Consider the following 26,504-nt stretch of genomic DNA (forward strand, 5'->3'; position numbering starts at 1 on the left):
ATGTATATTTGTTCGCAGAATAATTAAATAGTTGAAAGGGATATCAATTTTTATAATCTAAAAGTGTTTGGTTGTTCAGTGAGCATTAAGGTTGCATATTGAGAATCTGTCTATCGTCTCTAGGTATGCAAAACTGACCAATCTTATGATTTGTGCCAAAACAGTTAGTGAAATTAAAGGTGTTCTAATCCACCTGTTAGATGCCCAAAAGGTACATCATGGAACAGTTAAAAAATATGATGTTGATGAGGTTGTTGAAAGGATCGTTGACTTAAGTCGACACGGTACTTCTTCTCCAGATTTTGAGCGGTCTGTTTTCGGTTTATTACAGCTACATTTTTTAGAACTGCCCCCATCTTCAATTCTGTTTAAAGCTTCAGTCAATATTATTGCAGATAAGATTCGATGTGATAAGTATATACACCGGAATTACAGCATTGATTTTGCAAGTTAATTGTAATGAGTATTTATACAATCAACGAACTTGATAATGTCACTGTTATCCGCATTGAAGCGATATGTTTTATCATGATTTCTTAACTCGAAATGACCTTTATCTTGGTTTATTAATGATAAAAACACATCAAAGGCTTGTTTATCACTTGTTCCCCCAAGCATAACAAGCCTTGTTACCGTGTGCTTTGTACCATTATTGCGCCAATTGGCTGTAAATATTTCTACTGGGCTACCTGAGCGGTAATATCCAATATTTTCAAATCCGATTGGATGTTTGATATCGGCTTTCATTGCGACGTAACGGTGATGAAGGTTATTCTCGGTTATCAGTGCTAACTGCAAGTTAGGTGTAAATAAATAGTTATCGTCTTTGACTAGATGGTAGATATCAAGGCGACATTTATTGGGTTCGAGTGATGTATGGCTCGTAGGAAGAACTTCGGCATGAATCAGGTTTGAATTAAGCCCCATAAGAAGACTACAGAACATAAAGATTAGACGACACATACTACTAGCCCTAAAAATCACTTAAAGCAAGCATAGTGATAGAAGCTAGCAAATATGTGTCTTAATACAGAAACAAAACAACAATAAAATCTGTTATCACGTCCTAGGGGTTATAAATTTTCGTTTTCACCATTCGTCGGTACTCGCTTGGAGTCAGACTAAACTGTTGTTGAAAGCGAGTCGCAAAGTGATAAGCGTCTTTATAGCCGACTTGCTCTGCAACCTCTTGCACTGACATTCCAAAATCCCTTAGTAATTGTTGTGAAGCGTCCATTCTTAAGCGCTGTAAAAATTGGTGGGGTGTTTCACCTACTTGGTCTTTAAATTTACGATTAAAGCTACGAAGTGGAAGCTGGCAATGTTCAGCGACAGCTTGAGCTGTAATAGGGTGTGATAGGTTTCGCTTCATCCAATCTTGAGCAAGTGCGATAGACTCATCGAACTGAAGTTGGCCGCCTATTTGGTAGAATGGTTGCTGCGTTGATTTTGAAATTTCATGACCAAAGTGTGTCTCTATTGTATTGGCTATTTTTTGTCCGAAAGATTCAGCGATTAGATATAAAATCATTTCAGACTGAGAGTTAATACTGGTGGTGCAGTAAATCCCATTAGCAGCAGTGATTGAGGCCTGTCGATTAAGGCGTACTTGAGGGTAGCGGGCACTGAAATTGTCGAAGTAATACCAGTGTGTTGTTGCAACTTGATGGTCAAGTAAACCTGTTTCGGCAAGCCAAATTACTCCAGTGCCTGTTGCGACCAGTTTCGCACCTTTCTGATACTGTGCTTGAAGCCAATTAACAATATTCGGGTTGCGCCGCATTGACTGTTGTGGGTTTCCCCACATTGGCGGCAAGATTAAAATATCAAAAGGCTGATCATCATCATAAGTAATATCAGGCTGAATTTTCAGCCCAGCTGTTACCTTGGTTGGTTCTAATGTTGGTGCAATGAGTTTAATTTCAAATGGTGACAGACGCTGATTTTGACGGCTACGTAAGCTCGCGGCACTATTCAACATTTCTGCTGCTAGCGAAATACCTGTGATGAGCGCACGCTCATAGAGTAGAAATCCGACTTTCATAAAATGCCTAACTGCTTCAATAATGACCAAATGAGAATGGTTATGACAAAATGGCCTGTATGGCAGTGATAATGGCATAAATGCGGGGTGATTGAACAGCGTAAATTGATAATCTAACAGCCTAAAAGTATTGATGTAGGTTTAGGATGACAAAGTTACCTTTGATTGTCGGTTTTGGCGGCATGAATGCTGCTGGACGTAGTTCTGGCTTCCATAGCTATAAGCGTATGGTGGCAGATGTATTGTCTGATGCAGATATGCAATCGACATGGAAAGATCTTGCTCAGCGTATGGGGTTTGGTGAAGGTGTGGAAATTAATGATGAAATCATTAATGCCATTAAAGCAGGCACGTTAGTTCGCCGTATTGAGTCGTTTGATCCAGACCAACTGCTTTATCAATACAAAGCAGCATTGAATAGTGACAGCGAACAAATCTCGTTCACTCTGCGTAAATCTAAGCTGCCGACAAAAATTCCTGACAACTGGTTCGTTGAAGAGCAAGGTAATAAAGTCAAAATCACTGTTACAGGTGAATTAAATGCACTGCTAGAAGACCGTGTTTCCTTTCCAGTAAGTAGTGGCGGTAATATTCCTACAGGGTTTGACCCTGGTAAATTATATAATTCCCGTTTCCACCCTCGCGGCTTAAAACTGACGGTATATGGTGCATCAGATGCATTGAATTCGCTAGGACTTAACTGGGATGAAGTACTAACGCATATCGACCCTGATCAAGTCTCTGTATACGCAGGCAGCGCACTAGCACAAGTGGATGACCAATCACTCGCTGGCATGCTAGCCGCACCGTTAACAGGAGGGCGCGTAAGCTCAAAGATGATGGCATTATCGTTAGCTGAAATGCCGGCTGACTTTATAAATGGTTATGTCATCAACAGTGTTGGTACCACAGGTACAAACATGGGTGCGTGCGCAACTTTCTTGTACAACTTACGCCAAGGTATGAATGATATTCAGCAAGGCCACGCTAAAGTTGCCATTGTTGGTAATGCAGAAGCACCTGTTGTATCTGAGATTATGGAAGGTTTTCGGGTGATGGGCGCACTTGCTGAAGACGAGCAGTTAAAAGCGCTTGATGACAGTGACATTGTTGACAACCGACGTGCTTGCCGCCCATTTTCATCAAATGCTGGCTTTACAATGGCGGAGTCTGCACAGTTTGTTGTTTTGATGGATGACGAGCTTGCCCTTGAGCTTGGGGCGAGTGTGCATGGTTCGGTTGCGGATATCTTCATTAATGCCGATGCTAATAAGAAATCTATCTCAGCGCCAGGCGTGGGTAACTATGTAACAGTGGCTAAGGCTGCGGCATTGGCAAAAGCGATTTTGGGCAAAGAAGGTGTTAAGCAAACATATGTTCAGGCACATGGTACAGGCACCCCACAAAATCGCGTGACAGAAAGTCATATTTTAAATGAAGTAGCAAAGACATTTGAAATCGATAATTGGCCAGTAACCGCCGTAAAATCATATCTTGGACACTCGATGAGTACCGCTCCCGGTGACCAGCTCATTGCCTCATTAGGTGTATGGCAGTACGGTTGGATTCCAGGTATTAAAACCATTGATCACATTGCGGAAGATGTACATCAGTCTCACCTTAATATTTTAACTGACCATGCATTTGCTGGAGATAAGGGCGAAAACTATAAAGCCGTTATTCTTAACGCAAAAGGGTTTGGTGGTAACAATGCATCTGGTCTTGTGCTGTCTCCTCAACAAACAATGAAAATGCTAACAAATAAGTACGGTGAAGAGGCTATTGCCGCTTACCACTTGCGTAATGCACAAGTACAGCAAATCGCTAGCTCAAATGATCAAGCTGCATGTCGAGGCGAAGAAACGATTCGTTATCACTTTGGTGAGAATGTGATGGATGAAACTTCAGTGTCTTTGTCGCAAGAGGCAGTCACATTGTCTGAGTTTGCAAAGCAAATTCCATTAGCTCAAGAAAACCCTTTTAAAGATTACGAATAAAATAGACTGAACACCAGAGCCAAATAAAGGCCATAACTTGAGAAGGTTGTGGCTTTTTTGATCATAGAAACTTGCACTGTTTACTGTATTTTTTTAGCGTAATTGAAGCTAGGTATAAAGGAGAAAGTCTTGTGGCAAATATTATGCTGATTGCAAATCTGAACTGTGACCGAGTATTGCAACTTGAAGAGCCACTTGAGGCAGGAGGCCGCCATCATTATCAAGATAAAGGTCGACGTCTTGGAGGCGGGGGAGCAAATACTGGCCTTGGACTTGTTTGGGCTGGTCATAATGTTGCCTTAGTAAGCCAAATAGGGCGTGATGAGACAGCGGATTGGTTATTGGCTGAAGCTAGTTTGCAAGGTTTGAATTGCAGTCTGTTACAGCGTAATGATATTGTTACCCCAGAATTAATGCTACTTATGACACCTGATGGTGAACGTACCATTATTCGGCCTGCAAGGCCCGATTTTGTGTTGTCAGCTCCCCCCAATTTTTCAAATTGGGATGCTCTTTATATAAACTCTTCAGCTGAAGGGGTGGCAAAGTGGGCAGAAGCGGCTTTGAACCATGCAATAGTCGTCGCGCAACTACCAAAGAATGAGAGTAAGCGACCATGTCATGTGTTGATTACATCGACATCAGATTTTTCCGGAAGAACTACGTTAACCCCTTGGCAGTATGCCCTTATATTAGCTGGCGAGCAGTTGGAGTTTTTCATCGTTACCGATGGGGAGCATGGTGCGACTGTTTACTTTGAGGGGGGAGAACGCTTTGTACCTGCGTGCGCTGCCAAAGTTATTGATACTACAGGCGCGGGTGATGCGTTTGCATCGGGTGTTATTAATGGATTACTTCAGCAGGTGTCAATTGAAGAGGCGATGGCACAAGGGGCTAAATGGGCGTCATTTGCGGTGCAAATAGAAAGCTCTATACCGGGAGACGCATTACGTCAGCACCTTTTAGACAATCGTCTTCAAGCGTGATAGAGAAAAGAAAAAGGGAAGCAATTAGCTTCCCTTTCGTGATTATACTGAAAAATTAATGCTTATTTTTTCAGCTTAGTGATCTTTGATTTATTTAATACTGCGCGGCGTAGGCGGGCACGACGCTCTGCATCTGATTGATCGTTAGTTGGGTTATTGGTACGGCCACGGCGATCTTTAAATGCTGGCTTAGAATGCATTTTTTCAAGTAACGCATCGCGGCTTTTTGGTTCATAACCTGCAAGCTGAACACGACGAATTCGTTGTTTAATCAACTTTTCAACTTGTACCAGTGTTAGCTCTTCTTCGCGGCTAACAAAAGAAACAGCATGACCTTGCTGACCGGCACGACCTGTACGGCCAATACGGTGAACGTAATCTTCAGCGAGGAAAGGCATGTCGTAGTTCACTACATGCGGCAGACCCTGAATGTCGAGACCACGTGCTGCGACTTCAGTCGCAACCATCACGCGTGCTTTGCCTTCTTTAAATTCATCAAGCGCACGGCGGCGAGCACTTTGTGCTTTATCACCGTGACATAGTACCGCTTTGATACCATCCAGTTTTAATTCTTTAACCAGCTCGTTGGCTTTTTCTTTGTAGTTAACAAAGACCAACACCTGCTGCCAGTTTTTCTTACCAATTAGCTCTGACAGTAGCTCGCGCTTGCGATCTTCATCGACAGGGTACACAACATGAGCAACGGTTTCGGCTGTTGTGTTTTCAGCACTTACTGCAATGCGTTTTGGCTTACGTAATATTTCGCCAGCCAAGGTGTTCATTTGGCTCGAGGACGTTGCCGAGAACATCATGGTTTGTGGTTGAGAGCGAATGTCGGCCATGATACGGCGGATATCAGTAATAAAGCCCATATCGAGCATACGGTCAGCTTCATCAAACACTAAGAACTCAAGGTTTGCTAGTGATACGTTGCCAAGCTCCATATGTTCGAGTAAACGACCTGGCGTMGCGACTAGAATATCAAGGCCTTTCTCAAGCATTCTCTCTTGAGATGACATTTTTGTACCGCCGTAAATAGCAGCAGTTTTGACGTCAGTGTACTTAGTATATTCTTCAATGTTTTTTGCAATCTGAGCTGCAAGCTCACGGGTTGGCGCTAAAATAAGCGCGCGGACATTGAATCGGCCTGACGATTTTGGTTTATCAACAATCTGTTGAATGATCGGCAAAGAGAAAGCCGCTGTTTTACCAGTGCCGGTTTGGGCATTGGCCAGAATATCGTTTCCGCGGCGAGCGTGTGGTATCGCTTGCTGCTGAATGGGAGTTAATTTCTCGTAGCCACACTCATCGAGTGCGCGCACAATTTCTTGAGAAAAGTTTTGTGATGCAAATGACATTCTTTATTCCTAAAGCAGACGGCTGTGCCTGACCAAAATTACGGTGGATGATTATAGTGTAATAATAAAGAGATGTGGGGACTTATTTACGGTAATTGTAGAAAAAACGCCCGATTTAGCACGATAAGTTATTCATCTTTCAATAAATTGATGTTCAAATCGTGCGGAAGGCTACATTTATTTGTATAAATTCGGTCAAAACGTGAAAGGGGCGCAACCTTTACAGCAGCAAATCGGCTCCATTTACTTGAGTCGGCAACTAACCAACATTGCTGTGAGTTAGCAATTATCGCTTGAGATAAGTCCGCTTCAAGTGATTCATGCTCCATCGCGAAATGGCTTTCAGTCACGGAAGCGCAGCCGCAGATACCTATATCTGCTTCAAAACCCGCAAGGTATTGATTAGCGCTACTACCCATGATGTCTTGGTGTTCACGTCGCATTAGACCGCCAGCGAGATAGACTTCAATATGCTTGTTGGCTTCTAAAATTTTAGCAACTTGTAAGTTATTAGTGATTACTCGAAGTGATTTTTTACCTAAAAGGTGCTGAGCGATTTTGGTTACCGTTGTCCCAATTCCGATCATGACGGTTGCACCATCGGGTATCTGTTGCGCGACAGTACGTGCAATGGCATTTTTAGCGGAAGACTCAACCTCAGAACGAAATAAATAGCTGGTGTTAGTCAGTGTCGCGGGTAGGCTAACACCGCCATGTACTCGACGAGCTAATCCTTGTTCGCAGAGCTGATTCACATCACGACGAATTGTTTGCGTTGTTACCGAATATAGCTCAGCTAGATGGTCAATCTGCACAGCTTCATGGGCTTTTAATGTCGCTAGAATCTGCTTTTGGCGGTGATTCAGTTCCATGCCTTACCTTATATAGAAAGTGGTTTAAATAAGTTAGGTTTATCTGTGATGACGTTATCTACACTCATATCAATAAAGATGCTAGCTTTTTCTGGCTGGTTAAGAGTCCAAATCATTAGGATTAAATCTTCATTTTTAATGCTTTGAGCAATTGCAGGTGTCAGAATGTTGTGATCAATGTGGATGCTGTAAAGATCTAACGGCAATACGGATTCAAGGCTAAAGTCGTTCCACACTTCACAAATAAAACCACGTCTTACTTCTGGCATTAATGTTTGACAATGAAGTAGTGCATTGCGATTGAAGCTTGAAAAAAGCAGCTTATTAATAGGGAAGCGGCTCTCTTTAATCAGCGCGACAACCTGCTCGACCAAAGGAATAGCTTCAATATTGTCGTGAATTTTTAACTCAAGGTTTAGTGTTAAGTTTAAACGTAGGCAAGTATCAAGTGCCTCTGCCAGTGTTGGAATAGTCTCGCCTTTAAATTGGTCACTAAACCAGGAGCCTGCATCCAGTTGTTTTAATTCATGTAGCGTAAGATTTCCCACTTTGCCTTTGCCATTCGTGCAACGGTTGACAGTCTTGTCGTGGATGACAACAGGAACATTGTCAGAGCAAAGCTGTGTATCAATTTCAACCCAATCAATGCCAACTTTCGCAGCACACTCAATGCCTGCTAGGGTGTTTTCAGGAGCAAGTGCTGCTGCACCACGGTGACCTGTAATCATAACTGTCTCTTTTATGTTCATTTGAAAGTGGCCCTAACGTTAATATTGATATGTTACATCTCTATTACAGCATCGATATATTGATATTGTATAAACAAATTAACCATTATGAGGCGAATGTAAGGTGGATTGTCACAAAAATGATAATGCTATGGAGGTGTTTTCACTTTTATGGGTGTAATGTTCATATGAGTGTCATAATTGAGCGACATACTCTTGCCATCTTGATACCGCCATGATGAAAACAAATTTAAGGTGATGTGATATGAAAAAGCTATTAGGTACGGTACTTACTGCAACAGCGCTACTTGTCGGCTGTGGTGAAGCAGATAAGGCCCCGTCTGGGGATGCAGGCGTTGAACCGATCGATATTAATATGAGTTTGGTTTTCACTCAGAATGAGTTACTAACTCAAGAATTAATTAAGGTAACCGATTCGATTCGTGAACGTACCGATGGTGGTGTAAACATTAAAGTTTTCCCTGGTGGTCAGCTTCCTGTTTATAAAGATAACCTAGAGCAAGTTGTAAATGGTGCAAATTGGATTGCCGTTGAAGACTTAACTTATCTTGGTGATTATGTTCCGGATTTCGCAGCACTTGCAGGGCCGATGCTTTATAACACGTATGATGAATACCTTGCGATGATGGATACTGATTTCGTTGCTGGCCTAAAAGATAAGGCGGAAGAAAAAGGCATCAAAGTATTGAATGCCGATTACATGTTCGGTTTCCGTCATATGATCACAAATAAAGAAATTGTTAACTCTGAAGATATGAAGGGTATGCGTATTCGTGTTCCTCAGAGCCAATTGTTTATCAGTACATTATCATCAATGGGCGCTGCGCCAGCATCGCTACCATTCCCTGAAACTTATGCCGGTGTGCAGCAAGGTGTTGTTGATGGCCTTGAAGGTTCAATTCTAACCATGTACTCAACAAAAATTTACGAAGTCGCTAAAAATATGTCGATGACTAAGCACTTCCTAGGTTCTGTTGGTATTTATATCTCACCAACTGTGTGGGATAAGTTCACGCCAGAGCAACAACAAATCATCAATGAAGAGATTGAAGCAGGCGTAAAATCAAATACTTCAGAACTTGTTAAGCTTGATGCCGAATATACTCAAAAACTAGAAGAGTTAGGCGTTACATTTAATGAAGTGAACTCAGAAGAGTTCAACAAGCTAACAGCTGATGTGTATAACCAGTTCCCGACATGGAGCAAAGGTATCCACGCAACGATCATGAGTGAACTCGAGACGATTCGAGCGGCTCAGTAATAGTGTTTAATGCCTGCCAGTTGCCATTGTGTTGCTGGTAGGTATTCCTGAACTGCCTAAACATAGTTGTTGAAGGTAATTCATTGGAGATAAAAGTGTTTTTCTTAAAAAATATCGAAGAAATCCTAGCGTCGATTGCTATCTCAATTACCGTGCTAGTGGTTATTGTAAATGTGGTATTGCGTTATGGCTTTGGTTTTGTTGTACCATGGAGTGAAGAGCTCTCTGTAATTTGTTTCATTTGGGCTGTGTATCTAGGTATCAGTTCTTGCTATAAGCATAAGCTCCACATGGGCGTTGATGTGGTTGTTGCGATGCTACCCCAAAAAGCAAAGCGTCCGTTTAAGCTTGCCGTGTCAGTCTTTTTACTCGGTCTTAATATTTTAATGGCAGTCTTGAGTTATCAATACATGATGCTGTCAAATAAAGTAACACCTGTAATGGGGATGTCTTATTTCAGCATTAATGGTGTGCTGTTCTTGTGCTTTGCTTTGATGGCAATCCATACCGTAAAGTTTATTGCAGACGATATTGCAGCGCTTAAGCGTTCTCATTAATTAGGTGCTCTCATGGAAAGCTATTTACCAATATTGATTCTATTTGTATTGTTCTTGCTGAACATACCGATTGCCTTCTCTCTAATTGCATCTTCAATGGTGTATTTTCTTTTTCTGAATAACTCTATTCCTGTCACTCTTGTGATGCAGCGATTTATTAGTTCTGCAGAATCATTTCCATTGCTCGCCATACCATTTTTTATCATGGTCGGTTCTGTGATGAATTACGCTGGAATAAGTAGAAGCTTGCTCAGTTTTGCTGATGCCATGATAGGGCATAAAACGGGTGGTTTAGCGCAAGTTAACGTTGCGCTGAGCACTCTAATGGGCGGGATTTCAGGCTCTGCAAATGCTGATGCGGCAATGCAATCAAAAATACTCGCACCAGAAATGACCAAACGTGGTTATGACTTGCCATTTACCGCGGCGGTAACCGCAGCGTCTTCGAGTATTAGTCCCGTTATACCACCAGGTATTAACCTGATTATCTTTGCTCTGCTAGCGAATGTATCTGTACATCAGATGTTTATTGCGGGCTATGTCCCTGCATTTTTGATGGCTATGTCATTAATGGTAACCATCGCGTTTATCGCCCGTAAACGTAACTATAAACCTTCGCGCTCAGCGCCAGCATCAGGACGTGAACGTTGGTATTCGTTCTTTAAAGCAATCCCTGCATTGTTGATTCCTTTTGGGATCATTTTGGGAATGCGCTTTGGCTTATTTACACCAACTGAGGCCGGTGCGATAGCAGTATTGCTTTGTACTATCATTGGTGTCTTTATCTATCGTCAGCTTGAAATTCGTCATTTGCCGATGATCATGCGTGAAACGGTGCAAGGCACAAGTAGCGTCATGTTTATTATTATCGGCGCAATGGTCTTCGGCTATTACATGACGCTTGAACAAATCCCTCACAACGTCGCTTCAGCACTAATAGAGCTAACAGATAACAAACTAATTTTATTGTTACTGATTAACGTATTGTTGTTGGTGGTCGGTATGTTTATCGAAGGCGGTGCAGCGATGATTATTTTAACGCCTCTGCTATTGCCTGCTGTGCTCAACCTTGGGGTTAACCCTGTTCACTTCGGTATTATTGTCATTGTAAACATTATGATAGGTGGGGTTACACCGCCATTTGGGTCAATGATGTTCACGGTGTGCTCAATACTTAAAGTGAAGATGGTGGACTTCGTGACGGAAGTTTTACCACTGCTACTAGCACTGTTTTCTGTATTAATGCTGCTTACATTTTCTGAAAGTTTGGTGATGTTTTTACCGAATTTGCTGTAACCACAGTATGTAGTCTGTGACGTTTTAAGAGGTATAAAATGAATCAAATCACCAATGAACTCAGTAAAGAGTGGAAAGATATCGAATGGGTATTAACCGATGTCGATGACACGTTAACCTGGAAAGGGCAATTACCGCCGGAAACGCTGATAGCGCTGCAAACGTTGCGTGATGCAGGCAAGAAAGTGGTTGCTGTAACGGGTGCTTGTGCTGGTTGGTGTGATCATATTGCCCAATTATGGCCTGTCGACGCGGTACTGGGTGAGAATGGCGCGGTTATCATGGAGAAAGAAGGCGGGTATCTTACCCTGCGTTCTGGTACTCCGCTTGAAGAAATCAGTAAAAACCAAGCTAACCTAAAAGTGCAGGTGCTTGACATTCTTGCTGATTATCCGGAATTGTCGCTGACTTTGGACCAGGCTTATCGATTGTGTGAAGTTGCTATTGATATTGGGCAAAACCGAGATAAAGTCGATGATGCAATTATTGAAGAGATTGTCTCAAAAATACATGCTTTAGGGGCACATGCGACGGCAAGTTCCATACATATTAATGCGTGGTACGGCGAGCATTCAAAGAAAGCGACCGCAACGGCTTTTTTAAAGCAAAAAGGTTTGTCGGAAAGTGAAATCATTAAACATGCTTGTTATGTTGGTGACTCGATGAATGACCAGTACATGTTTGAAATCTTGCCTAAGAGTGTTGGTGTTGCGAACATTCGACATTATTGGGATCGCTTGGCGTATCACCCAAGTGTTGTGATGGACAACCCAGGTGGTTTTGGTTTTGCTGAATTTACCAATAAGCTATTAGCAATAGATTAATGTAAGAAAAGCCATTGCTTCATGATTCCTCAATGAAGAGGGTATAAAAGCAGTGGCTTTTTTCTTGATGTAATTCGATCTTATACAGCAGCAAGCGCAGTATTAGGTCTAACCTGCTTTAGCGAGGGTTGTACCAATTTTTGCAAAAAATATGTTGTGACATCTATAGCAACGAAATTTCAAGCTATTACGTCGTGTAATGTAGTGCTCTACAAAGTTACGTTTAACTCTTTGTGAAGCTGTTTCATTTTTACAAACTGTACACATCGCACTTCTTTCCTTTGGATGGCTTTTTGACTGTCATCGATTATGCGCGTTAATTTTTTGATAAATGTTAAGTTCCAAAGTACTTTTTGTGCAATGATAATTTGTGCAAATTATTCTTATGTTCTTGAGTGATATTCCTTATGAAAGAAGTAAGAAAAACAAGCCACGCGAGTGATGCTYATCTGGGCCTTAATTTTAAAGGAATCGTTTAAAACCAAATGATTTTTTGAATTCTTGCGACAAAAGTTATCTTCTTGATATATACTCACGGGTTGAACAATCATTTTGGGCGAATGCTGCCTAATTTGTTGTAGAATGATTTTAAGGTAACAGAATGAATTTAAATCAAGAGCTTCAGCAAGCAACTAACCGTTTGGATAAGCTGCGTCGTAAATTGGCTGGAGCGGTAGATCGTGGCGATAAAGCAATCGCTGGTCAGGCAAAGCAAGAAATTGACTCTATCACAAAAAAAATCAATAGCCTGAAAACAAAGCAAAAACGTAATTTAGGCGAAAAAGGCTCGGATGTTAAATCGCTAGCTTTCAAGCGTGCGCTTACAAAAGCAGAGCAGGCTGATATGGGCAAGCTGAAAAAATCAGTTAAAGGCCTAGTAGTTGTACACCCAATGACGGCTCTTGGTCGTGATATGGGCATTAAAGAAGTAACGGGTTTTGCGCCAAAGCCATTTTAATTGCTTCGAAATGCACCAGCTGAATGATCGGCTGGTGAAGGATCAGTATCTGTCGTTGTGACTGGTACTGATTTTTTTTGTCAGATTTAGCCTATTAGCGTTAAACTGGATATTTTTTTCATACAAGGAACATTGCATGAAGTTGGCTGTTTTAGATCAAGCGTTGTTTGACCACTTATACCGTGATATCCACGAATTCCGTAGTACTTTTGATTTGGATATTGAGTCACCATCGACCTTGAATGAGCAGGCAGATGCATTGCACACATCTTTAGCGGTCGAAGAATTAACGGAGCTTGCAGAGGCAGACTCTTTGGTTGAGCAAGCCGATGCCATTGTTGATTCTGTTTATGTGTTAATGGGGCGTTTGGTTCATCTAGGTGATAGCAAAGTAGAAGCCAATATTGGTATTAGCTACCTTGTTGACCTGCTCTTACAAGTGGCTCAGCGCCTTAATATTGACTTCGTTACCTGTTGGGATGAAGTGCATTCAAGCAATATGAGCAAAGTCTGTCGTAATGAGCAAGAGCTAGAAGAAACTCAAGCACACTATGCAAAGCAAGGCGTTGAGATTGTGGGTAGCAAAAAAGGCGAATTTATTATCGCTAAATGTGCAAAAGACGTTGACCTAAATGGCAAACTTATTCGCCAAGGTAAGGTACTTAAATCTGTATACTATCGCCCTGCGAACTTGGTGAAATTAGTTACAGTATAAAATCTAAATATTGGGGTAATTTAAGCAGCTTCCTACTGTATTCGAATTACCCCAAATTAAATCCTTCTTTTCATACCTTTATGCCAAGCTACATTTATAACTCTATCTAATTTGTTGTTATATAAGTGTATTTTTTAGCGCTGGCTTATTGGGCCGGTATGAAGCTACCATGATCCATCTTAACGATATTGCAGGGTTTTATGACGAATAAAACGGCGCGACAATCTAAACTTTCTACTGATTTGAGCGAATTAAGCCTCGGGCGTCAGCTTTTTAATATGACATGGCCAATGTTATTTGGTGTGTTGTCATTGCTTAGTTTTCAGTTAGTAGACAGTGCGTTTATTGGTCAGTTAGGGGTGTTGCCGCTTGCAGCACAGGGTTTCACCTTGCCTATGCAAATGGTCATTATTGGCTTGCAGGTTGGACTTGGTATTGCAACGACCTCATTAATATCTCGGGTATTAGGGAAGGGCGATAGTCAGCGTGCCAAGCAACTTGGAGGCTTGGTTATAGTGACAGGCGCGATCAGTGTTTTTGCTATTTGCTTAATGATTTGGGCCCTACGAGGTCAAATCTTATCATTATTGAGTGCGCCAGAAGCGGTTTACCCGATTATTGATGCGTACTGGCCAGCATGGTTGTTAAGTTCATGGACTGGCGCAATGGTGTATTTTGCCTATAGTTTATGCCGCGCTAATGGTAATACCATGCTACCGGGTATCATGATGGTTGTGACTAGCATCTTGAATATGATCCTTGACCCAATATTTATTTTCACATTGGACATGGGACTAGTTGGTGCAGCTTGGGCAACAGTAATCGCTTTTGGTATTGGTATGCTTGCTGTATTCCCTAAAGTGGTGCAGCGGCACTGGTTATCCTTTAATTGGGATGGGCTCGATATTACCCAGTCAATTAAAGAGCTATGGAATACGATGGCACCAGCCATGTTAAGCCAGTTATTACCACCACTGTCTTCCATGCTGGCAACAAAATTGGTAGCCAGCTTTGGTGCGGCAACTGTTGCAGCTTGGGCATTGGGCTCTAGAATGGAGTTTTTCTCAATCGTTGTTATTTTGGCATTAACTATGTCGATGCCTCCAATGGTTGGTCGAATGTTAGGGCGTGGTGAAATCCAAAGTATCCGCCTGCTTATTAAAATTGCAGTGAAATTTATTCTAGTGTGGCAATGTGCTATTGCTTTGGTACTGTTGTTGCTGATACCCGTATTGACGACATTATTAACCAGTGAAGAAGCTGTACGTGATGTATTAAGCATTCATTTAACTTGGGTGCCAATTAGCCTTGGTCCGTTGGGTGTTTGTATGTTGATGGTATCAGTGTGTAACGCATTAGCCTTGCCAATGCGTGCATTATTTATTTCTGCATTGCGTCTGTTTGTTTGCTTTTTGCCGTTGATTTGGATGGGAGCATATCTTGGTGGTCTTCACGGACTTTTCTTAGGTGCAATGGTCGGTAACATTATGGCAGGTATTACTGCTTGGGTGTTCTATCAGCAGGGTGTAAAGAAGCTAGAAAATCATTACGCACAATTAAGTTAAATAATACTAACCTGCCTGTGGTGGGAGTTTTGAGTCAGTAATTAATTCGAAAGGAAATTGAGCAGATGGCAACATTTAAAATCGGCATGCAAACCATGAATTATCTAGATATTGGTGAAGGGCCTGTTGTTGTTTTTGGTCACAGTTATTTGTGGGATAGCCAAATGTGGGCACCTCAAATTGAAGTGTTAAGCCAATCATTCCGTTGCATTGTGCCTGATTTTTGGGGGCATGGGTTATCAGATGTAGCTCCTGCAACAACACGAACTTTAGCTGACTATGCTGCTGATATACTAACGTTAGTTGATTCATTAGAAGTAGAAGAGTTTTCTCTAGTTGGCTTGTCATCTGGCGGGATGTGGGCAACAGAACTTGTGATTCAAGCGCCAAGCCGCGTTCAATCTCTTGTGTTACTTGATTCGTTTGTGGGCCTAGAGCCAGAGGTTGTTCATACGAAATACTTCGATATGATGGAAAAAGCGGATGAAGCAAAGGCGCTAACACCTGAATTTATTGATTTCTTTGCGTCACTTCAGTTTTCACCAGCAAAGACAGACCTGCCGCTTAATTACTTGTCGGAGTTCAAGCGGGCGTTGGCAGAGTCTGATTCAGAAAAAGCACAATCATTTGCGCAGATTGGCCGTATGGTGTTTGGCCGCCGTGATGCGTTCGAGTTAGCGGAAATGTTTGCACTACCAACATTGATTATGGTTGGGGCACAAGATCGAGTGAGGCCTGTACTTGAATCTCAACTGATGCATGATGGTATTACAGGCAGTGAATACTTCATTATCCCAGATGYAGGGCATATCAGTAACCTAGAACAGCCAGCGCTGGTGACTGAGAAGCTAGCTTCATTTTTAGGTCGTAACCTATTGGGAAGCGCCAAGCTTATCTAGTGATAGCTCGGAACCCAAATAATTAAAAAAAGCAGCCTTAGCTGCTTTTTTTGTTTTCGCGACTTAGCAAAGATGCTCAGAGCTAGTTAAGCGGCTATTTGCTGGTGGCGTTGAATAAATTCGATAGAGTGCTGGTTAAAATCGTCAGGTTTTTCAACGTTACAGACATGACCACAATCGTCAAACTCGGTGAGATAACTGTTTTTATGTTTGCTTACCATCTCTTTCACAGGTTTGATGAACATATAGTCATTTGCACCCATAAGGTAAAGTGTCGGGATTGGTAAATCCTTTTCTTTGAAATACTTCATGATGGGGTTGACGTCGGCTGCAAGTTTAAACCAGCGTTTAAATTCTTTCTGGCATAACTTTTTTGCTTCGTTGATAAACAATAAGCGTGATTCTTTTTGAGTACGTTGTGGCATAACAACGTAGGCAAATAAACCGTAGAGCCACATGTAGGGAATGAAGTGCTTACAAAGGTTGCCTGCTTGTACGAGAAGTTGAGATTTTGCATCTAATCGTGTAACAGCGCCACCAAGCACCATCGATTTTACTCGTTCAGGCGCTAATTCAGCAAGGTTACGAATGATAATGGTGCCAAGAGAAATACCAACAAAGTGAGCAGATTTGATTTTTAAGTGATTTAGAACCTGCACAATATCCGTTGTTACCGTTTTAAAGGTGTACGGGTTTTTGATCATGTCTTGGAACATATTGTTAGAGCGACCATGACCTCTTAAGTCAAGTAGCAACAAGTTAAAGTGTTGTTTATAGGCTTTAATTTGTTTAAACCATATGGAAGAGCTACCACCTGCGCCATGTACAAAGACAACCCATTCTTTGCTCGTTGGATGGAGGTAAGTTTTATGAAACAAAAGAGAATCTGACATCGTGGCCCCTATATTCACGCTTCTTAGAGCTTATAACTCGTCAGCTGAACACGAGTTTAACATGCATACCTATAAAAGCAGACCTAGAAATGTTTGCAAATGTTGCACATCGGAGGTGTGATCTTCCTCATTAATATAACTATTAATAGAGCCTTTAATCTAATATAAGTAAGTAATTGTTTAATTATAATCGATTCAGAGTATGTGTTCATTCTTATGAACGATACAGAAAAGCCCTACTGAGAGGGCTTGAAATGTCGGTGATTTATAGAAGTTGAATACGGTCAATCTCTATTTCAGGCGTATTTCCACCTTCATATTCGCCATAAAGACGTAACCGCGTGTCTGCGTTGATGGCTTGTGGCATTCGGATATCATCGTCAATTTCAACTTGGATTTCTTTGGTACCATCGCTAAAGATAAAAGTATCGGCATTGATTTGCTTGATTAAGCGCCCCTCAACTACAGCGTCCTTTTCTGTAAACATGCTAGTATCGGCCAGTAGACTGGCAACTGTCACGGTATCTACCGGGCCAGAGTAGTTAATGGTATTTTTCTGTTCATGTTCGCCTGCTAATACCGTCGTTGGAAGAATAATTGCGGCAGCAGCGATTGCAGTAACGATGTTCTTAATCATAATTCAGTCTCCTTGTGTTGATGGTGCTATTAAACACCATCTGTTCTGAATTATTGATGAGCCAGCTATTCAGATTTGGTTCATCTTCAATGACTTTGCTGCAGAGTAAAAATCAAACGGCCATTGGATAGGTAAAGAAGAGTAGGTGAACAAGGTTGAAACTGAAGTGAATCAATATCGCCCACAATAATTTACCTGTCCAAAAATAGGTAAGCCCATACATAGCACCAGCTAAACTTGCGACAATGACAAACTCAATTCCACCAGCAAAGTGTGCTAAGCCAAACAGTAAGCTAGCAGCTGCAATCCCTAACCATGGTGAAAGCCATTGGCTAATTTGGCGCTGTAAGTAGCCACGGAAGAGTACCTCTTCTGCTACACAGGTGAGCAGTAAGTTATTTAGTGCAAAAAGCCATATCCATGAAGGTAGTGATAACTCAGGTTTTACGATTCCCAGTAACCACGCTGTGATTGGCAATAAACTAAAAAGTACGGCTAAAAACACTTTTTGCTTTGGCTCGATTAAGCGACGCTCACCAAGCATGTTGGGCAGTAGCAGCAACATTGCAAAGATGATTAATGGTTTGTCTAGGTTGAGGTATAAGGTAAAAGGAATACTCCCGGAGCCTGTCGTGACTTTGTCTAATACATGTAGGTTATTAAACCCTGGTATCCAGTGTAAAACGAGTGCTATTGACCATAAGAAGACGGTGAGGTGGCATACTATTTTCTGCCAGCCATTGAGGTACCGAGAGTAAAATGCAATTCCAAGCCCTATGAGTGAATATATCAACGCCGGAAAAGAAAGCCGCTCAAGCCATAGTGCAGCCATAAAGCACGCCGCTAGTGGAATGGGCCACACTTTCGGACGAATGAAGAGGCTTACGATTGATATTAAGAGAAAAAACCAAATTAGGCCGTCTGGCCAAAGCAGAGCTGAATTATACATAATGAATGGTTCGTTATTGTTGTTAGTTAAAATAATACTGGGCGTCATGCCCTAGTTTGAGCTGTGCGATAGTAGCGATTATTTATTATTATTTCATTGTTATATAGGAAAAAATGCCGATGAAATTTCTTGTTGTACGATAAAAGTCTCTTACAATGGTGTATTGCAGTTAGTTAATAGATTGTTGGTAGGCCGTGAGTACAAAAATACAACAAGCGATAACAGAGCTTGTACTGGGTGGAGCGCGCTCTGGAAAAAGCCGACTGGCTGAGTCGTCTGCCAGTCAATCAGGCAAAACAGTTATTTACATTGCCACAGCAACTGCGGGTGATGATGAAATGGCTGTGCGGATTGAACGTCACCGCCGAGATCGCCCCCATGAGTGGCTAGTGGTTGAAGAACCTTTCGATTTAGCTGGAGCTATTCTGCGCTATAGCAAACCAGACCATTGTTTATTAGTTGATTGCTTAACCTTATGGCTAACAAATTGCCTGTTTAACGATGATAGAAAAATCGATTGGCAACAGCAGAAGGAAAGCCTACTTACAGCACTTGCGTCGGCTGAAGGTCACATTATTTTAGTGAGTAATGAAGTTGGTCAAGGTATTGTGCCTATGGGGGAGATGTCGCGCCGTTTTGTGGATGAAAGTGGCTGGCTGCACCAAGCGATTGCACAGCAGGTTGATAAGGTGACTTTTGTAACGGCTGGAATACCGCAAATATTGAAAGATAACCGTTAAAAGAGGTTGATATGAGTGACGGGGTTATCACGCGCATTGACATACTAAGGCATGGTTTGCCTGATGGAGATGGCTGTTTGCGTGGACATACAGATTTTGCCATAACAGAAAAGGGGCTATCTCAAATGTCACTTGCTGTAAAAGGCTTAGATGATGTCGAGCAGGTGGTGACATCTCCTTTAGCGCGTTGTCGTGTATTCGCGGAGCAGTATGCAGATAATTTGTCGCTGCCCGTACAGGCTCAAGAGCAATGGCAAGAATTAAACTTCGGCCAGTGGGATGGACAAGATAAAAACGTGCTTTGGCAGAAACATGCAGATTCACTGACCAAGTATTGGGAGAACCCGTGGCTGACCACACCACATGGTGGCGAAAAGCTTGTTGATTTTGATACTCGCATACAAAAAGCATGGCAAGTACTGCTTGAGCAATTTCATGGGCAACGTATTTTGCTTGTTACCCATTCTGGCGTCATGAAACAATTAATGAGGCAGCTTCTTGCAATGCCAAAGGATGCTGCTTATCTACAATGTGTTGATCTACCCTATGCAGCACGTTACCGCGTCACGGTTTATACCGATGAGCAAGGAAAGCATTGGCATCGAATGCAATGGCCTGTAGAGCAACGTTTTCAATAAACGTCGAATCAACATAAATACGTAATAGATTTAAAGCGAGTCAATAATGCTATCCACAATTAAAGCACTCATGGTGCAGGGAACAACGTCTGACGCAGGTAAAAGTGTACTTTCCGCCGGTTTATGTCGTGTGTTAGCACGTCGGGGTATTAAAGTTGCGCCGTTCAAGTCGCTGATAATCTCACCTATGACCGTGAATATGCAATGGCTCTGTTTTTAGCGATTGAGCCGCTTAAGATGAGTTTCTATGGTGAAACCACGGTCTTAATAGCCCGTGATAAAGAGTTGCTTAGCGCAGCGGCAAAAGCTGGGTTCAAAGCGGTATTATTAGGTATAGAAACCCCGTAAGAAGAGGCCTTGAAGGCGCAGAAGAAAGGCTTTGTGAAGCCATCAAAAATGAAGGGGTACATTGCTGAAATTAAGCGCTACGGCATTGAAGTATGGGGAGACTTTCTGTTCGATTTCGATGAACATGACGCCTCAATCTTCGAGCAAACACAGAAGTTTGTTAAAGACATAAAGGTAGATAAGGTAATTCCTCACTATATGATCCCATCTCCCGGTTCTGAGACTTTCAATCAGCTCAAACAAGAAGGGAGGCTCTTAACCATGGATTGGTCAAAGTATGATGGTAGCCCTCCTGTGTATTATCCCAAAAACATGACGGTGAAAGAACTGGAAGAAGGGATTTATTGGATTTGGAGCAAGAATGCTAGCTTAAAGGAGAGGGTAACCGCTTGGTTTGGGTCGTGAGGCATATAGTGAATCGACAGGCTATGTTTGCCCTAGGGAAGGAGATTCCTAGGGCTAGAATCAAGTAGCACGTTATCTACTTCTCATTACGCCAAATCTTATAGTTTATTTGGTGCATTGCTTTACCGAGCAAGTGGGCGGCTACAGGGGCAGTGATAAAAAGGAATAATATCGTGCCGATAACACGCGAGATAACAGTGACTTCTGGTATTGAAAAGGGTACCGCTAATAATAGAAAACAAACACCTACGGTACCTGCTTTTGTAGCAGCATGCATGCGAGTATAAAGGTCCGGCATCCGAACGATACCGAGACTGGCAACTAGGGTAAAAAAGGTTCCAAAAAGTAAAAGTAAGCTTATTAAAATCTCCATTGTTAGCCCTTATCCTGTTTTTGCTTGGTGATAAGCCGTGCAAAGGCAATAGTGCCGAGGAATGCAACTAAAGCGAGTGTGATGGCAACATCGAGCAGTGATTTTTGGCCGCTGTCTAGGGTATAGACGGCAATAAAGCCAATAGTAACGAAAGAAATCAGATCCAACGCAACTACCCGGTCAGCCAAGGTTGGACCGAGTATTAGGCGTATAAAGGCCAGCACCAAGCTGATTATCAAGCCGATGTAGGAGAGTTGAATGCTTACCTGAAGGAAATCAGCCACGTGTTACCTCCAAAATCCGCGCTTCCATACCTTGCTTAATGTCCTGCTTGACACTTTCATGATCAGGGGCAAACATCACATGCAAGATAAGATACTTCTTGTCGGGCGTGACATCGAGGCTCAAACTGCCCGGTGTTAATGACACCATGTTAGCTAATAAGGTAATTTCTAGGTCGGTCTCTGCATCTAGCGGAACGTAGACAATGTCCGGCTGGCTCAAATGGGTTGGCGTGATGACATCCCAGACCACTTTGGCGACAGATACGATCATTTCGTAGCAGAAATAGATGATGAGTTTTACGAAAGCGGTGAATTTTTTAAAGTAGCTAGTTTTCAAACCGAATGGCTGGCATAGGCTAAGGGTAAAGTAGCCAACAACAAAGCCGACAATAAAATCTACACTGCTGTATTGGCCGTTGATCAGTGTCCAAGCCATGGCAAGAAATAGGTTTAGAATAAAATAACTCATATCTTTACTTCCTTTACTGCTCGCCCAGAACAGTTTGAACATACTGTATTGGGTTTAGTAATTGCTCTGCTGCTTCATTGGCAAACTCGTAGAAAGGCTGAGCGACAAGCCCGATAGTGATTGTCATGAGTGTTAACGTAGCAATGGGCAAGCAATACAGCAGCTTGGTCGGTAGGGAGAGATCCTGTTCTGTTAGCTCTGGTGCAGGTGCTTTCCAGAAGGCTTCACTCCAAATTTTTGTCATAGAGAAAATCGTCAGTAGACCAACCACCAGTGCCGTGGCCGCCAGCAAATTGTAATCATTGATAATGCTGGCTTTGATAACCAGAAATTTACCCCAGAACCCCGAAAGTGGTGGGAAACCGGCTAGTGAAAAAGCAGGGATAAGAAACAAAAAGGCAAGCCATGGCGTGGCCTTGTAAACACCACCTAAATGGCGCAACTGGCTTGTCCCGTATTTACGCTCAATAAAGCCGCCAATTAAGAATAAATTGGCCTTTACGATGATGTGGTGAATGATATAGAAAATTGCACCAGCAATTGCAATTGGGGTATACAAAGCCAAACCCATCATCATGTAGCCAATCTGACTAATAATATGAAACGAAAGGATCTTCTTGATATCAAATTGGCTGGCAGCGCCCAATACACCAGTAAGCATAGTCAGTCCGCTGATCCAGATTAATAGAGGTTGCCAGTTGGTCTCGGTTAGTGGAAATAGCAGGGTGAATACACGGATCAGGGCATAAACCCCCACTTTGGTCAGTAAGGCTGCAAATAAGGCAACAACGGCGCTGGGTAGGGTGTGATATGAAGCTGGAAGCCAAGCGAACAGCGGAAATAAAGCTGATTTAATCGCAAACGTAAATAGAAATAGCGCTGATAGCAAGGTAGTGGTTTGCGCTTCCACATATGGGAGCTTTAAATGTAAATCTGCGAGGTTGAGGGTTCCTGTTGCACCATAGGTTAAGCCTATCGCCAACAAGAATACCAATGTCGAGATTAAGTTGAGCAGGACGTATTTGACGGCACCATCAATTTGCTTACGCTCGGCATCGACAATCATCAGGCCAAATGAAGCGATGAGCATCACCTCGAACCATACATACAGGTTGAAGATATCACCTGTCAAAAACGCACCATATACCCCCGCCAGTAACACATGGAACAAGACATGATAGAGGCCGTAAGAGGGCTTGTGCTTGAGATCGGCCATGGCGTAAAACACCGTAACGGCACCAATGATTGCGGTTATGACAGTCATCGCGGCAGCAAGGAAGTCAGCAACAAACACGATGCCAAAAGGGGCCATCCAGTTACCAAATGCCACGGCATAAGGACCGTTTGTGGTGATGTCAGCTAATAACTGCACACTACAAAATACAGACAGAATAACGCTTGAACCGCTAATCCAGTTGATGGCCTTGTGGTTGTGGCGGACAAAAAAAGCACCGGTTGCGGTCAGTAGCGATATAACAACAGGTAATGTGAGCCAAGCTGAGGTCATTGGTCCTCCTCTGAACGTTGCATGGCATCGACATCAGCAGACCCTGTTTCAATGTATGCTCGGTACAGCAACATCAATGCGAAAACCAATAACCCAAAGCCAATAACGATGGCAGTTAGAATAAGTGCTTGCGGCAGGGGATCCGCGGCACCCTCCGGCGGCAATACAGAATTAGCATCAATCAGCGGCGGATTGCCAGGTGTAAGCCGTCCTGCAGTGAAAATGGCTAAATTGACGGCGTTACTGATTAAAATAAGTCCAAGCAGGATGCGGATAATGTGGCGTTCCAGCATGAGGTAAACCCCGGCTGTAACAAATACCCCAACGACCAAGCTCCATAGTATTTCCATCAATCGAGCTCCTCATTGACGCGTAACAATACCTCGAGCACGCCTCCAATTACGGCAAGATAGATGCCGACATCGAAAATCAGTGGTGTGCCTAATGGTAAAATCTCCTTCCACCAAATCCCGGTCAAGAATGGCTGCCCCATAACAAAGCCTATTCCTCCGGCTAGCAAGCTAAGGAAGACCCCGAACAAAGCTATGTTCATTGGTTGATAGCCCAGTCGCTCTCTGACGTATTGTGGCGACTCGGCGAAAATAAGTAGGGTTAAGCCGATGACGGCGATCAGTGCTCCAATGAACCCACCACCCGGTGAGTTGTGCCCGCGGAGCAAGAGGTAAAGAGAGAAAATCATCATCAGAACGGAAACGATATGGGCGGTGGTACCGAAAATCAGAGATTGAATTCGGTTCTGCTGTCGGGACTGGTTTTGGAACAAGCTGATAGCTGCAATCGCGGCTATGACCACGACAATGGCTTCGCCCATGGTATCAAAGGCCCTGAAGTCGACCAGAATGACGTTGACGATATTCCGGCCATGACCTCCTGGTACGCTGTTCTGAGCAAAGAAGTCCGCGAGCGGAGAGTCCAAGGGAGCTTTAGTGATAGTGACAAGCAAGGCTGTGACTGATACGCCGATAACTGCAGCAATGAAAGCATGGAAACCCCGCCGGGTAACTGAGTGCTTTGCCACGGTGCTGAAATGGGGTAAGTGACGAATTAAGAGGGCGACAAATACCACCATCAAGGTTTCGACTAACAGCAGGGTTTTTGCTACGTCAGGTGCACTGTATATCATGAAGACCAAGGTCATCAAAAAGCCAATTGCGCCGAGACCTGCAATTGAAAGTAGACGAGAGCTTGAGAAGACACAGAGCAGGGCCGCTGTCACCAATAGCAATGCGATGGCTACTTCGTATAACTGGACAACACGGATGCGCTCGAGGAATTCACCTGAGGGATGGATTGGACTCAACAATAGAATCGCGGCCAGTACCGAGAAGAAAAGTAAGGCATAAACGCTAAGCCGGCGTTGCTGTAGCCGTTCTGTCTGCCAAGTGGCAACAGATAACATCAATGCCATGCACTTTTCAAAAACCTGACTTGCAATAGGAAGAGGGCTAAGTAACTTATTTAATACCGCTGTAACCACAGGCATATTTTTATATATGAGGATCCCCAAAGCCAAAGTGACAGCACTCATTATTAAGGGCAGATTTATCCCTTGCCATAACTTAACCGGACTGGATTGCTCAACTTGATTGATCTCAAAAATGGCGGTGGAAAGTACGTATTCATTTAACCAGCCCAAGCCGAGAGTTGGGACGATGACACTACAGCAGGCCAATACCATTGGCGGGATCCAAAAACCAACTTCTGCCTCGATAGATTTTACTGTGGGGTTGTCTTCGATTTTTTCCCGTAAAAATGGCTGTGAAATTACTGCAATGGCTAAGGCGACCATTACTGCATTAATCATGACCAAGGCAAACATGACAATACCATGGACTTCCAGCCCTGCCTTGTAGGCATACTCTTTACTCAAGAAACCAAGTAATGGTGGAATACCGGCTTTAGATAGCGCAGCGATAAGGCCAGAAGCGAAGCTGAATATTAGTACGGCCTTTAAGCCATAAAGCACCCTTATATCACGCGTTCCTGTTGCTTTGTCGATATTGCCGACCACCATGAACAAAGAGGCTTTATAAAAGGCGTGAGCGAGAATGAATAAGATAGCCGCTGCGAGTGCGGTTTCAGTGCCGATACCAAGTAGTAACGTAAGGATCCCGAGTATGGTATTGGTACTGAACGCCAGCATGAGCTTGAGATCTTTTTGCATCAGTGCGATTACAGCTGACCACAATGCTGTAAAGCCACCAACCGTGATGAGGCAGTAAAACCAGAGGTCGCTGCTGGCATATATGGGTGAAAGTCTGGCCAGTAGATAAATTCCAGCCTTGACCATCGTCGCCGAGTGTAAAAAAGCGCTGACGGGAGTCGGTGCCGCCATGGCACCCGGTAGCCAGAAGTGAAAAGGGAATTGCGCTGATTTGGTGAAAGCCCCGATTAATATCAGTATCAATGACGGTGTAAAGAAAGGATGTTGGGAGAGGGTTTCTTTATCCGATACGGCCATGTCGATAATGTTACTTAACTCATAACTTCCTGCAATTTGCCCCAGTAATATCAGCCCAGCTAATAGCGCTAGGCCTCCTGCGCCAGTGACGACTAGAGATTGCAGCGCATTCTTGCGGGACTTTTCATTTTCATGATTGAAGCCGATAAGCAAGTATGAAGTAATAGTCGTGAGTTCCCAGAAGACAAACAGCAATATGATGTTGTCACTCAGGACCAGTCCAAGCATAGATAGCATGAACAGCGTTAGGTAGAGGTGGAAAGAAAAGCGCTCGGCTTTACCTTTCATGTATGCCAATGCGTAGAGTTGGATAAAAAAGCCAATACAACTGATTAAGCCGACAAAGACAAAAGAGAGGGCATCAAGTTGTAAGCTGAAATTGATATCTAGGCTGGGAACCCATGATGTCGACCATCGCAAGCCTGTGGGGGAGGGTTGGTAGTAAAAGATTGACGCAAGAAAAAGGAAAGCGGGAAACACCACAAACCCAAGGAGAGAGTATTGATGTTTACCACTGTCCAGTAGCGGTTTTGATTTTTCTTGGTTATCTGCCACTAATTATTTACATCCCTTTATATTTTCATAGTGCTAATTAGGTTAATCCATAAACCTGTTTCTTGTTTCTAAGATAGTGTTTGCCATACATCAATACTAGAAATACTGTCTATAAATGTAATAAACATCAAAAATTTAGRTCG

At 42.9% G+C, this 26,504-nt stretch carries 29 protein-coding genes and 1 pseudogene; 16 read left to right on the forward strand and 14 right to left on the reverse strand.

Translation table 11 applies throughout. The annotated features are described in order from the left end of the window. Positions 1–450 precede the first annotated feature (450 nt). Both L4D09_RS21685 and L4D09_RS21690 read right to left on the reverse strand, forming a co-directional pair. Positions 451–963, reverse strand: a complete 513-nt coding sequence (locus L4D09_RS21685) for a hypothetical protein (RefSeq protein ID WP_428459616.1) — start codon at positions 961–963, stop codon at positions 451–453. A 103-nt stretch (positions 964–1,066) separates the two neighbouring features. After that, a complete protein-coding gene (locus L4D09_RS21690) occupies positions 1,067–2,044 on the reverse strand; it encodes a GlxA family transcriptional regulator (RefSeq protein WP_428459617.1) in 978 nt (325 codons plus the stop codon). Between the two features lie 146 nt (positions 2,045–2,190). Between L4D09_RS21690 and L4D09_RS21695 the strand changes: the two genes are divergently transcribed. Further along, positions 2,191–4,041, forward strand: coding sequence for a beta-ketoacyl synthase (locus L4D09_RS21695; RefSeq protein WP_428459618.1), 1,851 nt, complete (start codon positions 2,191–2,193; stop codon positions 4,039–4,041). Positions 4,042–4,172: 131 nt separating this feature from the next. After that, positions 4,173–5,027 (forward strand): PfkB family carbohydrate kinase, encoded by an 855-nt coding sequence (locus tag L4D09_RS21700; protein WP_428459619.1) that lies wholly within the window; start codon positions 4,173–4,175, stop codon positions 5,025–5,027. A gap of 62 nt (positions 5,028–5,089) precedes the next feature. Here the strand turns inward: L4D09_RS21700 and L4D09_RS21705 are convergent, their stop codons facing one another. The 3 genes from L4D09_RS21705 to L4D09_RS21715 form a co-directional block, all read right to left on the reverse strand. Beyond that, a complete protein-coding gene (locus L4D09_RS21705) occupies positions 5,090–6,385 on the reverse strand; it encodes a DEAD/DEAH box helicase (RefSeq protein WP_428459620.1) in 1,296 nt (431 codons plus the stop codon). Between the two features lie 128 nt (positions 6,386–6,513). Continuing rightward, on the reverse strand, positions 6,514–7,257 hold the full coding sequence (locus L4D09_RS21710) for a DeoR/GlpR family DNA-binding transcription regulator (RefSeq protein ID WP_428459621.1): 744 nt from the start codon (positions 7,255–7,257) through the stop codon (positions 6,514–6,516). Positions 7,258–7,265: 8 nt separating this feature from the next. Beyond that, positions 7,266–7,985, reverse strand: a complete 720-nt coding sequence (locus L4D09_RS21715) for a glycerophosphodiester phosphodiesterase family protein (RefSeq protein ID WP_428459622.1) — start codon at positions 7,983–7,985, stop codon at positions 7,266–7,268. A 265-nt stretch (positions 7,986–8,250) separates the two neighbouring features. Between L4D09_RS21715 and L4D09_RS21720 the strand changes: the two genes are divergently transcribed. From L4D09_RS21720 to L4D09_RS21755, 8 genes are all read left to right on the forward strand, one after another. After that, entirely contained in the window at positions 8,251–9,267 is a 1,017-nt protein-coding gene (locus L4D09_RS21720) for a C4-dicarboxylate TRAP transporter substrate-binding protein (RefSeq protein WP_428459623.1), read from the forward strand. Positions 9,268–9,362: 95 nt separating this feature from the next. Next, positions 9,363–9,824, forward strand: a complete 462-nt coding sequence (locus L4D09_RS21725) for a TRAP transporter small permease (protein WP_428459624.1) — start codon at positions 9,363–9,365, stop codon at positions 9,822–9,824. A gap of 12 nt (positions 9,825–9,836) precedes the next feature. After that, on the forward strand, positions 9,837–11,120 hold the full coding sequence (locus L4D09_RS21730; protein WP_428459625.1) for a TRAP transporter large permease: 1,284 nt from the start codon (positions 9,837–9,839) through the stop codon (positions 11,118–11,120). 38 nt (positions 11,121–11,158) lie between these two features. Then, on the forward strand, positions 11,159–11,944 hold the full coding sequence (locus tag L4D09_RS21735) for an HAD-IIB family hydrolase (RefSeq protein WP_428459626.1): 786 nt from the start codon (positions 11,159–11,161) through the stop codon (positions 11,942–11,944). A gap of 601 nt (positions 11,945–12,545) precedes the next feature. Next, the gene (locus L4D09_RS21740; RefSeq protein WP_428459627.1) at positions 12,546–12,902 is read left to right on the forward strand and encodes a YibL family ribosome-associated protein; all 357 of its coding nucleotides are present in this window, start codon (positions 12,546–12,548) and stop codon (positions 12,900–12,902) included. Between the two features lie 136 nt (positions 12,903–13,038). Beyond that, positions 13,039–13,617 carry a nucleoside triphosphate pyrophosphohydrolase family protein gene (locus L4D09_RS21745; protein WP_428459628.1) on the forward strand — a complete coding sequence of 193 codons (579 nt, stop codon included), beginning with the start codon at positions 13,039–13,041 and terminating at the stop codon, positions 13,615–13,617. A gap of 200 nt (positions 13,618–13,817) precedes the next feature. Next, a complete protein-coding gene (locus L4D09_RS21750) occupies positions 13,818–15,182 on the forward strand; it encodes an MATE family efflux transporter (RefSeq protein WP_428459629.1) in 1,365 nt (454 codons plus the stop codon). A gap of 65 nt (positions 15,183–15,247) precedes the next feature. After that, entirely contained in the window at positions 15,248–16,081 is an 834-nt protein-coding gene (locus L4D09_RS21755; RefSeq protein WP_428459630.1) for an alpha/beta fold hydrolase, read from the forward strand. An 86-nt stretch (positions 16,082–16,167) separates the two neighbouring features. Here L4D09_RS21755 and L4D09_RS21760 read toward each other — a convergent pair whose 3' ends face one another. The 3 genes from L4D09_RS21760 to L4D09_RS21770 form a co-directional block, all read right to left on the reverse strand. After that, entirely contained in the window at positions 16,168–16,974 is an 807-nt protein-coding gene (locus tag L4D09_RS21760) for an alpha/beta fold hydrolase (protein WP_428459631.1), read from the reverse strand. 265 nt (positions 16,975–17,239) lie between these two features. Beyond that, on the reverse strand, positions 17,240–17,608 hold the full coding sequence (locus L4D09_RS21765; protein WP_428459662.1) for a YgiW/YdeI family stress tolerance OB fold protein: 369 nt from the start codon (positions 17,606–17,608) through the stop codon (positions 17,240–17,242). Positions 17,609–17,723: 115 nt separating this feature from the next. Then, on the reverse strand, positions 17,724–18,443 hold the full coding sequence (locus tag L4D09_RS21770) for a CPBP family intramembrane glutamic endopeptidase (RefSeq protein ID WP_428459632.1): 720 nt from the start codon (positions 18,441–18,443) through the stop codon (positions 17,724–17,726). Between the two features lie 311 nt (positions 18,444–18,754). Between L4D09_RS21770 and cobU the strand changes: the two genes are divergently transcribed. The 5 genes and pseudogenes from cobU (at position 18,755) to L4D09_RS21795 (ending at position 20,691) form a co-directional block, all read left to right on the forward strand. After that, positions 18,755–19,300 carry a bifunctional adenosylcobinamide kinase/adenosylcobinamide-phosphate guanylyltransferase gene (gene cobU / locus L4D09_RS21775; protein ID WP_428459633.1) on the forward strand — a complete coding sequence of 182 codons (546 nt, stop codon included), beginning with the start codon at positions 18,755–18,757 and terminating at the stop codon, positions 19,298–19,300. An 11-nt stretch (positions 19,301–19,311) separates the two neighbouring features. Continuing rightward, positions 19,312–19,938 (forward strand): histidine phosphatase family protein, encoded by a 627-nt coding sequence (locus L4D09_RS21780; RefSeq protein ID WP_428459634.1) that lies wholly within the window; start codon positions 19,312–19,314, stop codon positions 19,936–19,938. 46 nt (positions 19,939–19,984) lie between these two features. Beyond that, a pseudogene (locus L4D09_RS21785) lies at positions 19,985–20,107 on the forward strand (nucleotide-binding protein); the annotation flags it as partial. A gap of 35 nt (positions 20,108–20,142) precedes the next feature. Further along, the gene (locus L4D09_RS21790; protein WP_428459635.1) at positions 20,143–20,286 is read left to right on the forward strand and encodes a hypothetical protein; all 144 of its coding nucleotides are present in this window, start codon (positions 20,143–20,145) and stop codon (positions 20,284–20,286) included. 33 nt (positions 20,287–20,319) lie between these two features. Beyond that, complete coding sequence (locus L4D09_RS21795) at positions 20,320–20,691, forward strand: radical SAM protein (protein ID WP_428459636.1); 372 nt, start codon at positions 20,320–20,322, stop codon at positions 20,689–20,691. 76 nt (positions 20,692–20,767) lie between these two features. Here L4D09_RS21795 and mnhG read toward each other — a convergent pair whose 3' ends face one another. From mnhG to mbhE, 6 genes are read right to left on the reverse strand one after another with little or no spacing between them, the layout of a single operon-like run. After that, positions 20,768–21,064, reverse strand: a complete 297-nt coding sequence (gene mnhG, locus L4D09_RS21800) for a monovalent cation/H(+) antiporter subunit G (RefSeq protein WP_428459637.1) — start codon at positions 21,062–21,064, stop codon at positions 20,768–20,770. 2 nt (positions 21,065–21,066) lie between these two features. After that, complete coding sequence (locus L4D09_RS21805) at positions 21,067–21,348, reverse strand: cation:proton antiporter (protein WP_428459638.1); 282 nt, start codon at positions 21,346–21,348, stop codon at positions 21,067–21,069. Continuing rightward, positions 21,341–21,817: a Na+/H+ antiporter subunit E gene (locus L4D09_RS21810; protein ID WP_428459639.1), complete on the reverse strand. Its 477-nt coding sequence runs from the start codon at positions 21,815–21,817 to the stop codon at positions 21,341–21,343. The genes L4D09_RS21805 and L4D09_RS21810 overlap by 8 nt, the downstream gene beginning before the upstream one ends. A 13-nt stretch (positions 21,818–21,830) precedes the next feature. Beyond that, positions 21,831–23,324: a proton-conducting transporter transmembrane domain-containing protein gene (locus tag L4D09_RS21815; RefSeq protein WP_428459640.1), complete on the reverse strand. Its 1,494-nt coding sequence runs from the start codon at positions 23,322–23,324 to the stop codon at positions 21,831–21,833. After that, positions 23,321–23,674 (reverse strand): Na+/H+ antiporter subunit C, encoded by a 354-nt coding sequence (locus tag L4D09_RS21820; RefSeq protein ID WP_428459641.1) that lies wholly within the window; start codon positions 23,672–23,674, stop codon positions 23,321–23,323. The genes L4D09_RS21815 and L4D09_RS21820 overlap by 4 nt, the downstream gene beginning before the upstream one ends. Beyond that, on the reverse strand, positions 23,674–26,286 hold the full coding sequence (mbhE, locus tag L4D09_RS21825) for a hydrogen gas-evolving membrane-bound hydrogenase subunit E (protein WP_428459663.1): 2,613 nt from the start codon (positions 26,284–26,286) through the stop codon (positions 23,674–23,676). Before mbhE ends, L4D09_RS21820 begins: the two co-directional genes overlap by 1 nt. Here mbhE and L4D09_RS21830 point away from each other — a divergent pair. Beyond that, positions 26,211–26,402, forward strand: a complete 192-nt coding sequence (locus L4D09_RS21830) for a hypothetical protein (RefSeq protein ID WP_428459667.1) — start codon at positions 26,211–26,213, stop codon at positions 26,400–26,402. The genes mbhE and L4D09_RS21830 overlap by 76 nt on opposite strands. Positions 26,403–26,504: the final 102 nt, after the last annotated feature.

The organism is Photobacterium makurazakiensis, from assembly GCF_050336715.1.
Lineage (GTDB): Bacteria > Pseudomonadota > Gammaproteobacteria > Enterobacterales > Vibrionaceae > Photobacterium > Photobacterium makurazakiensis.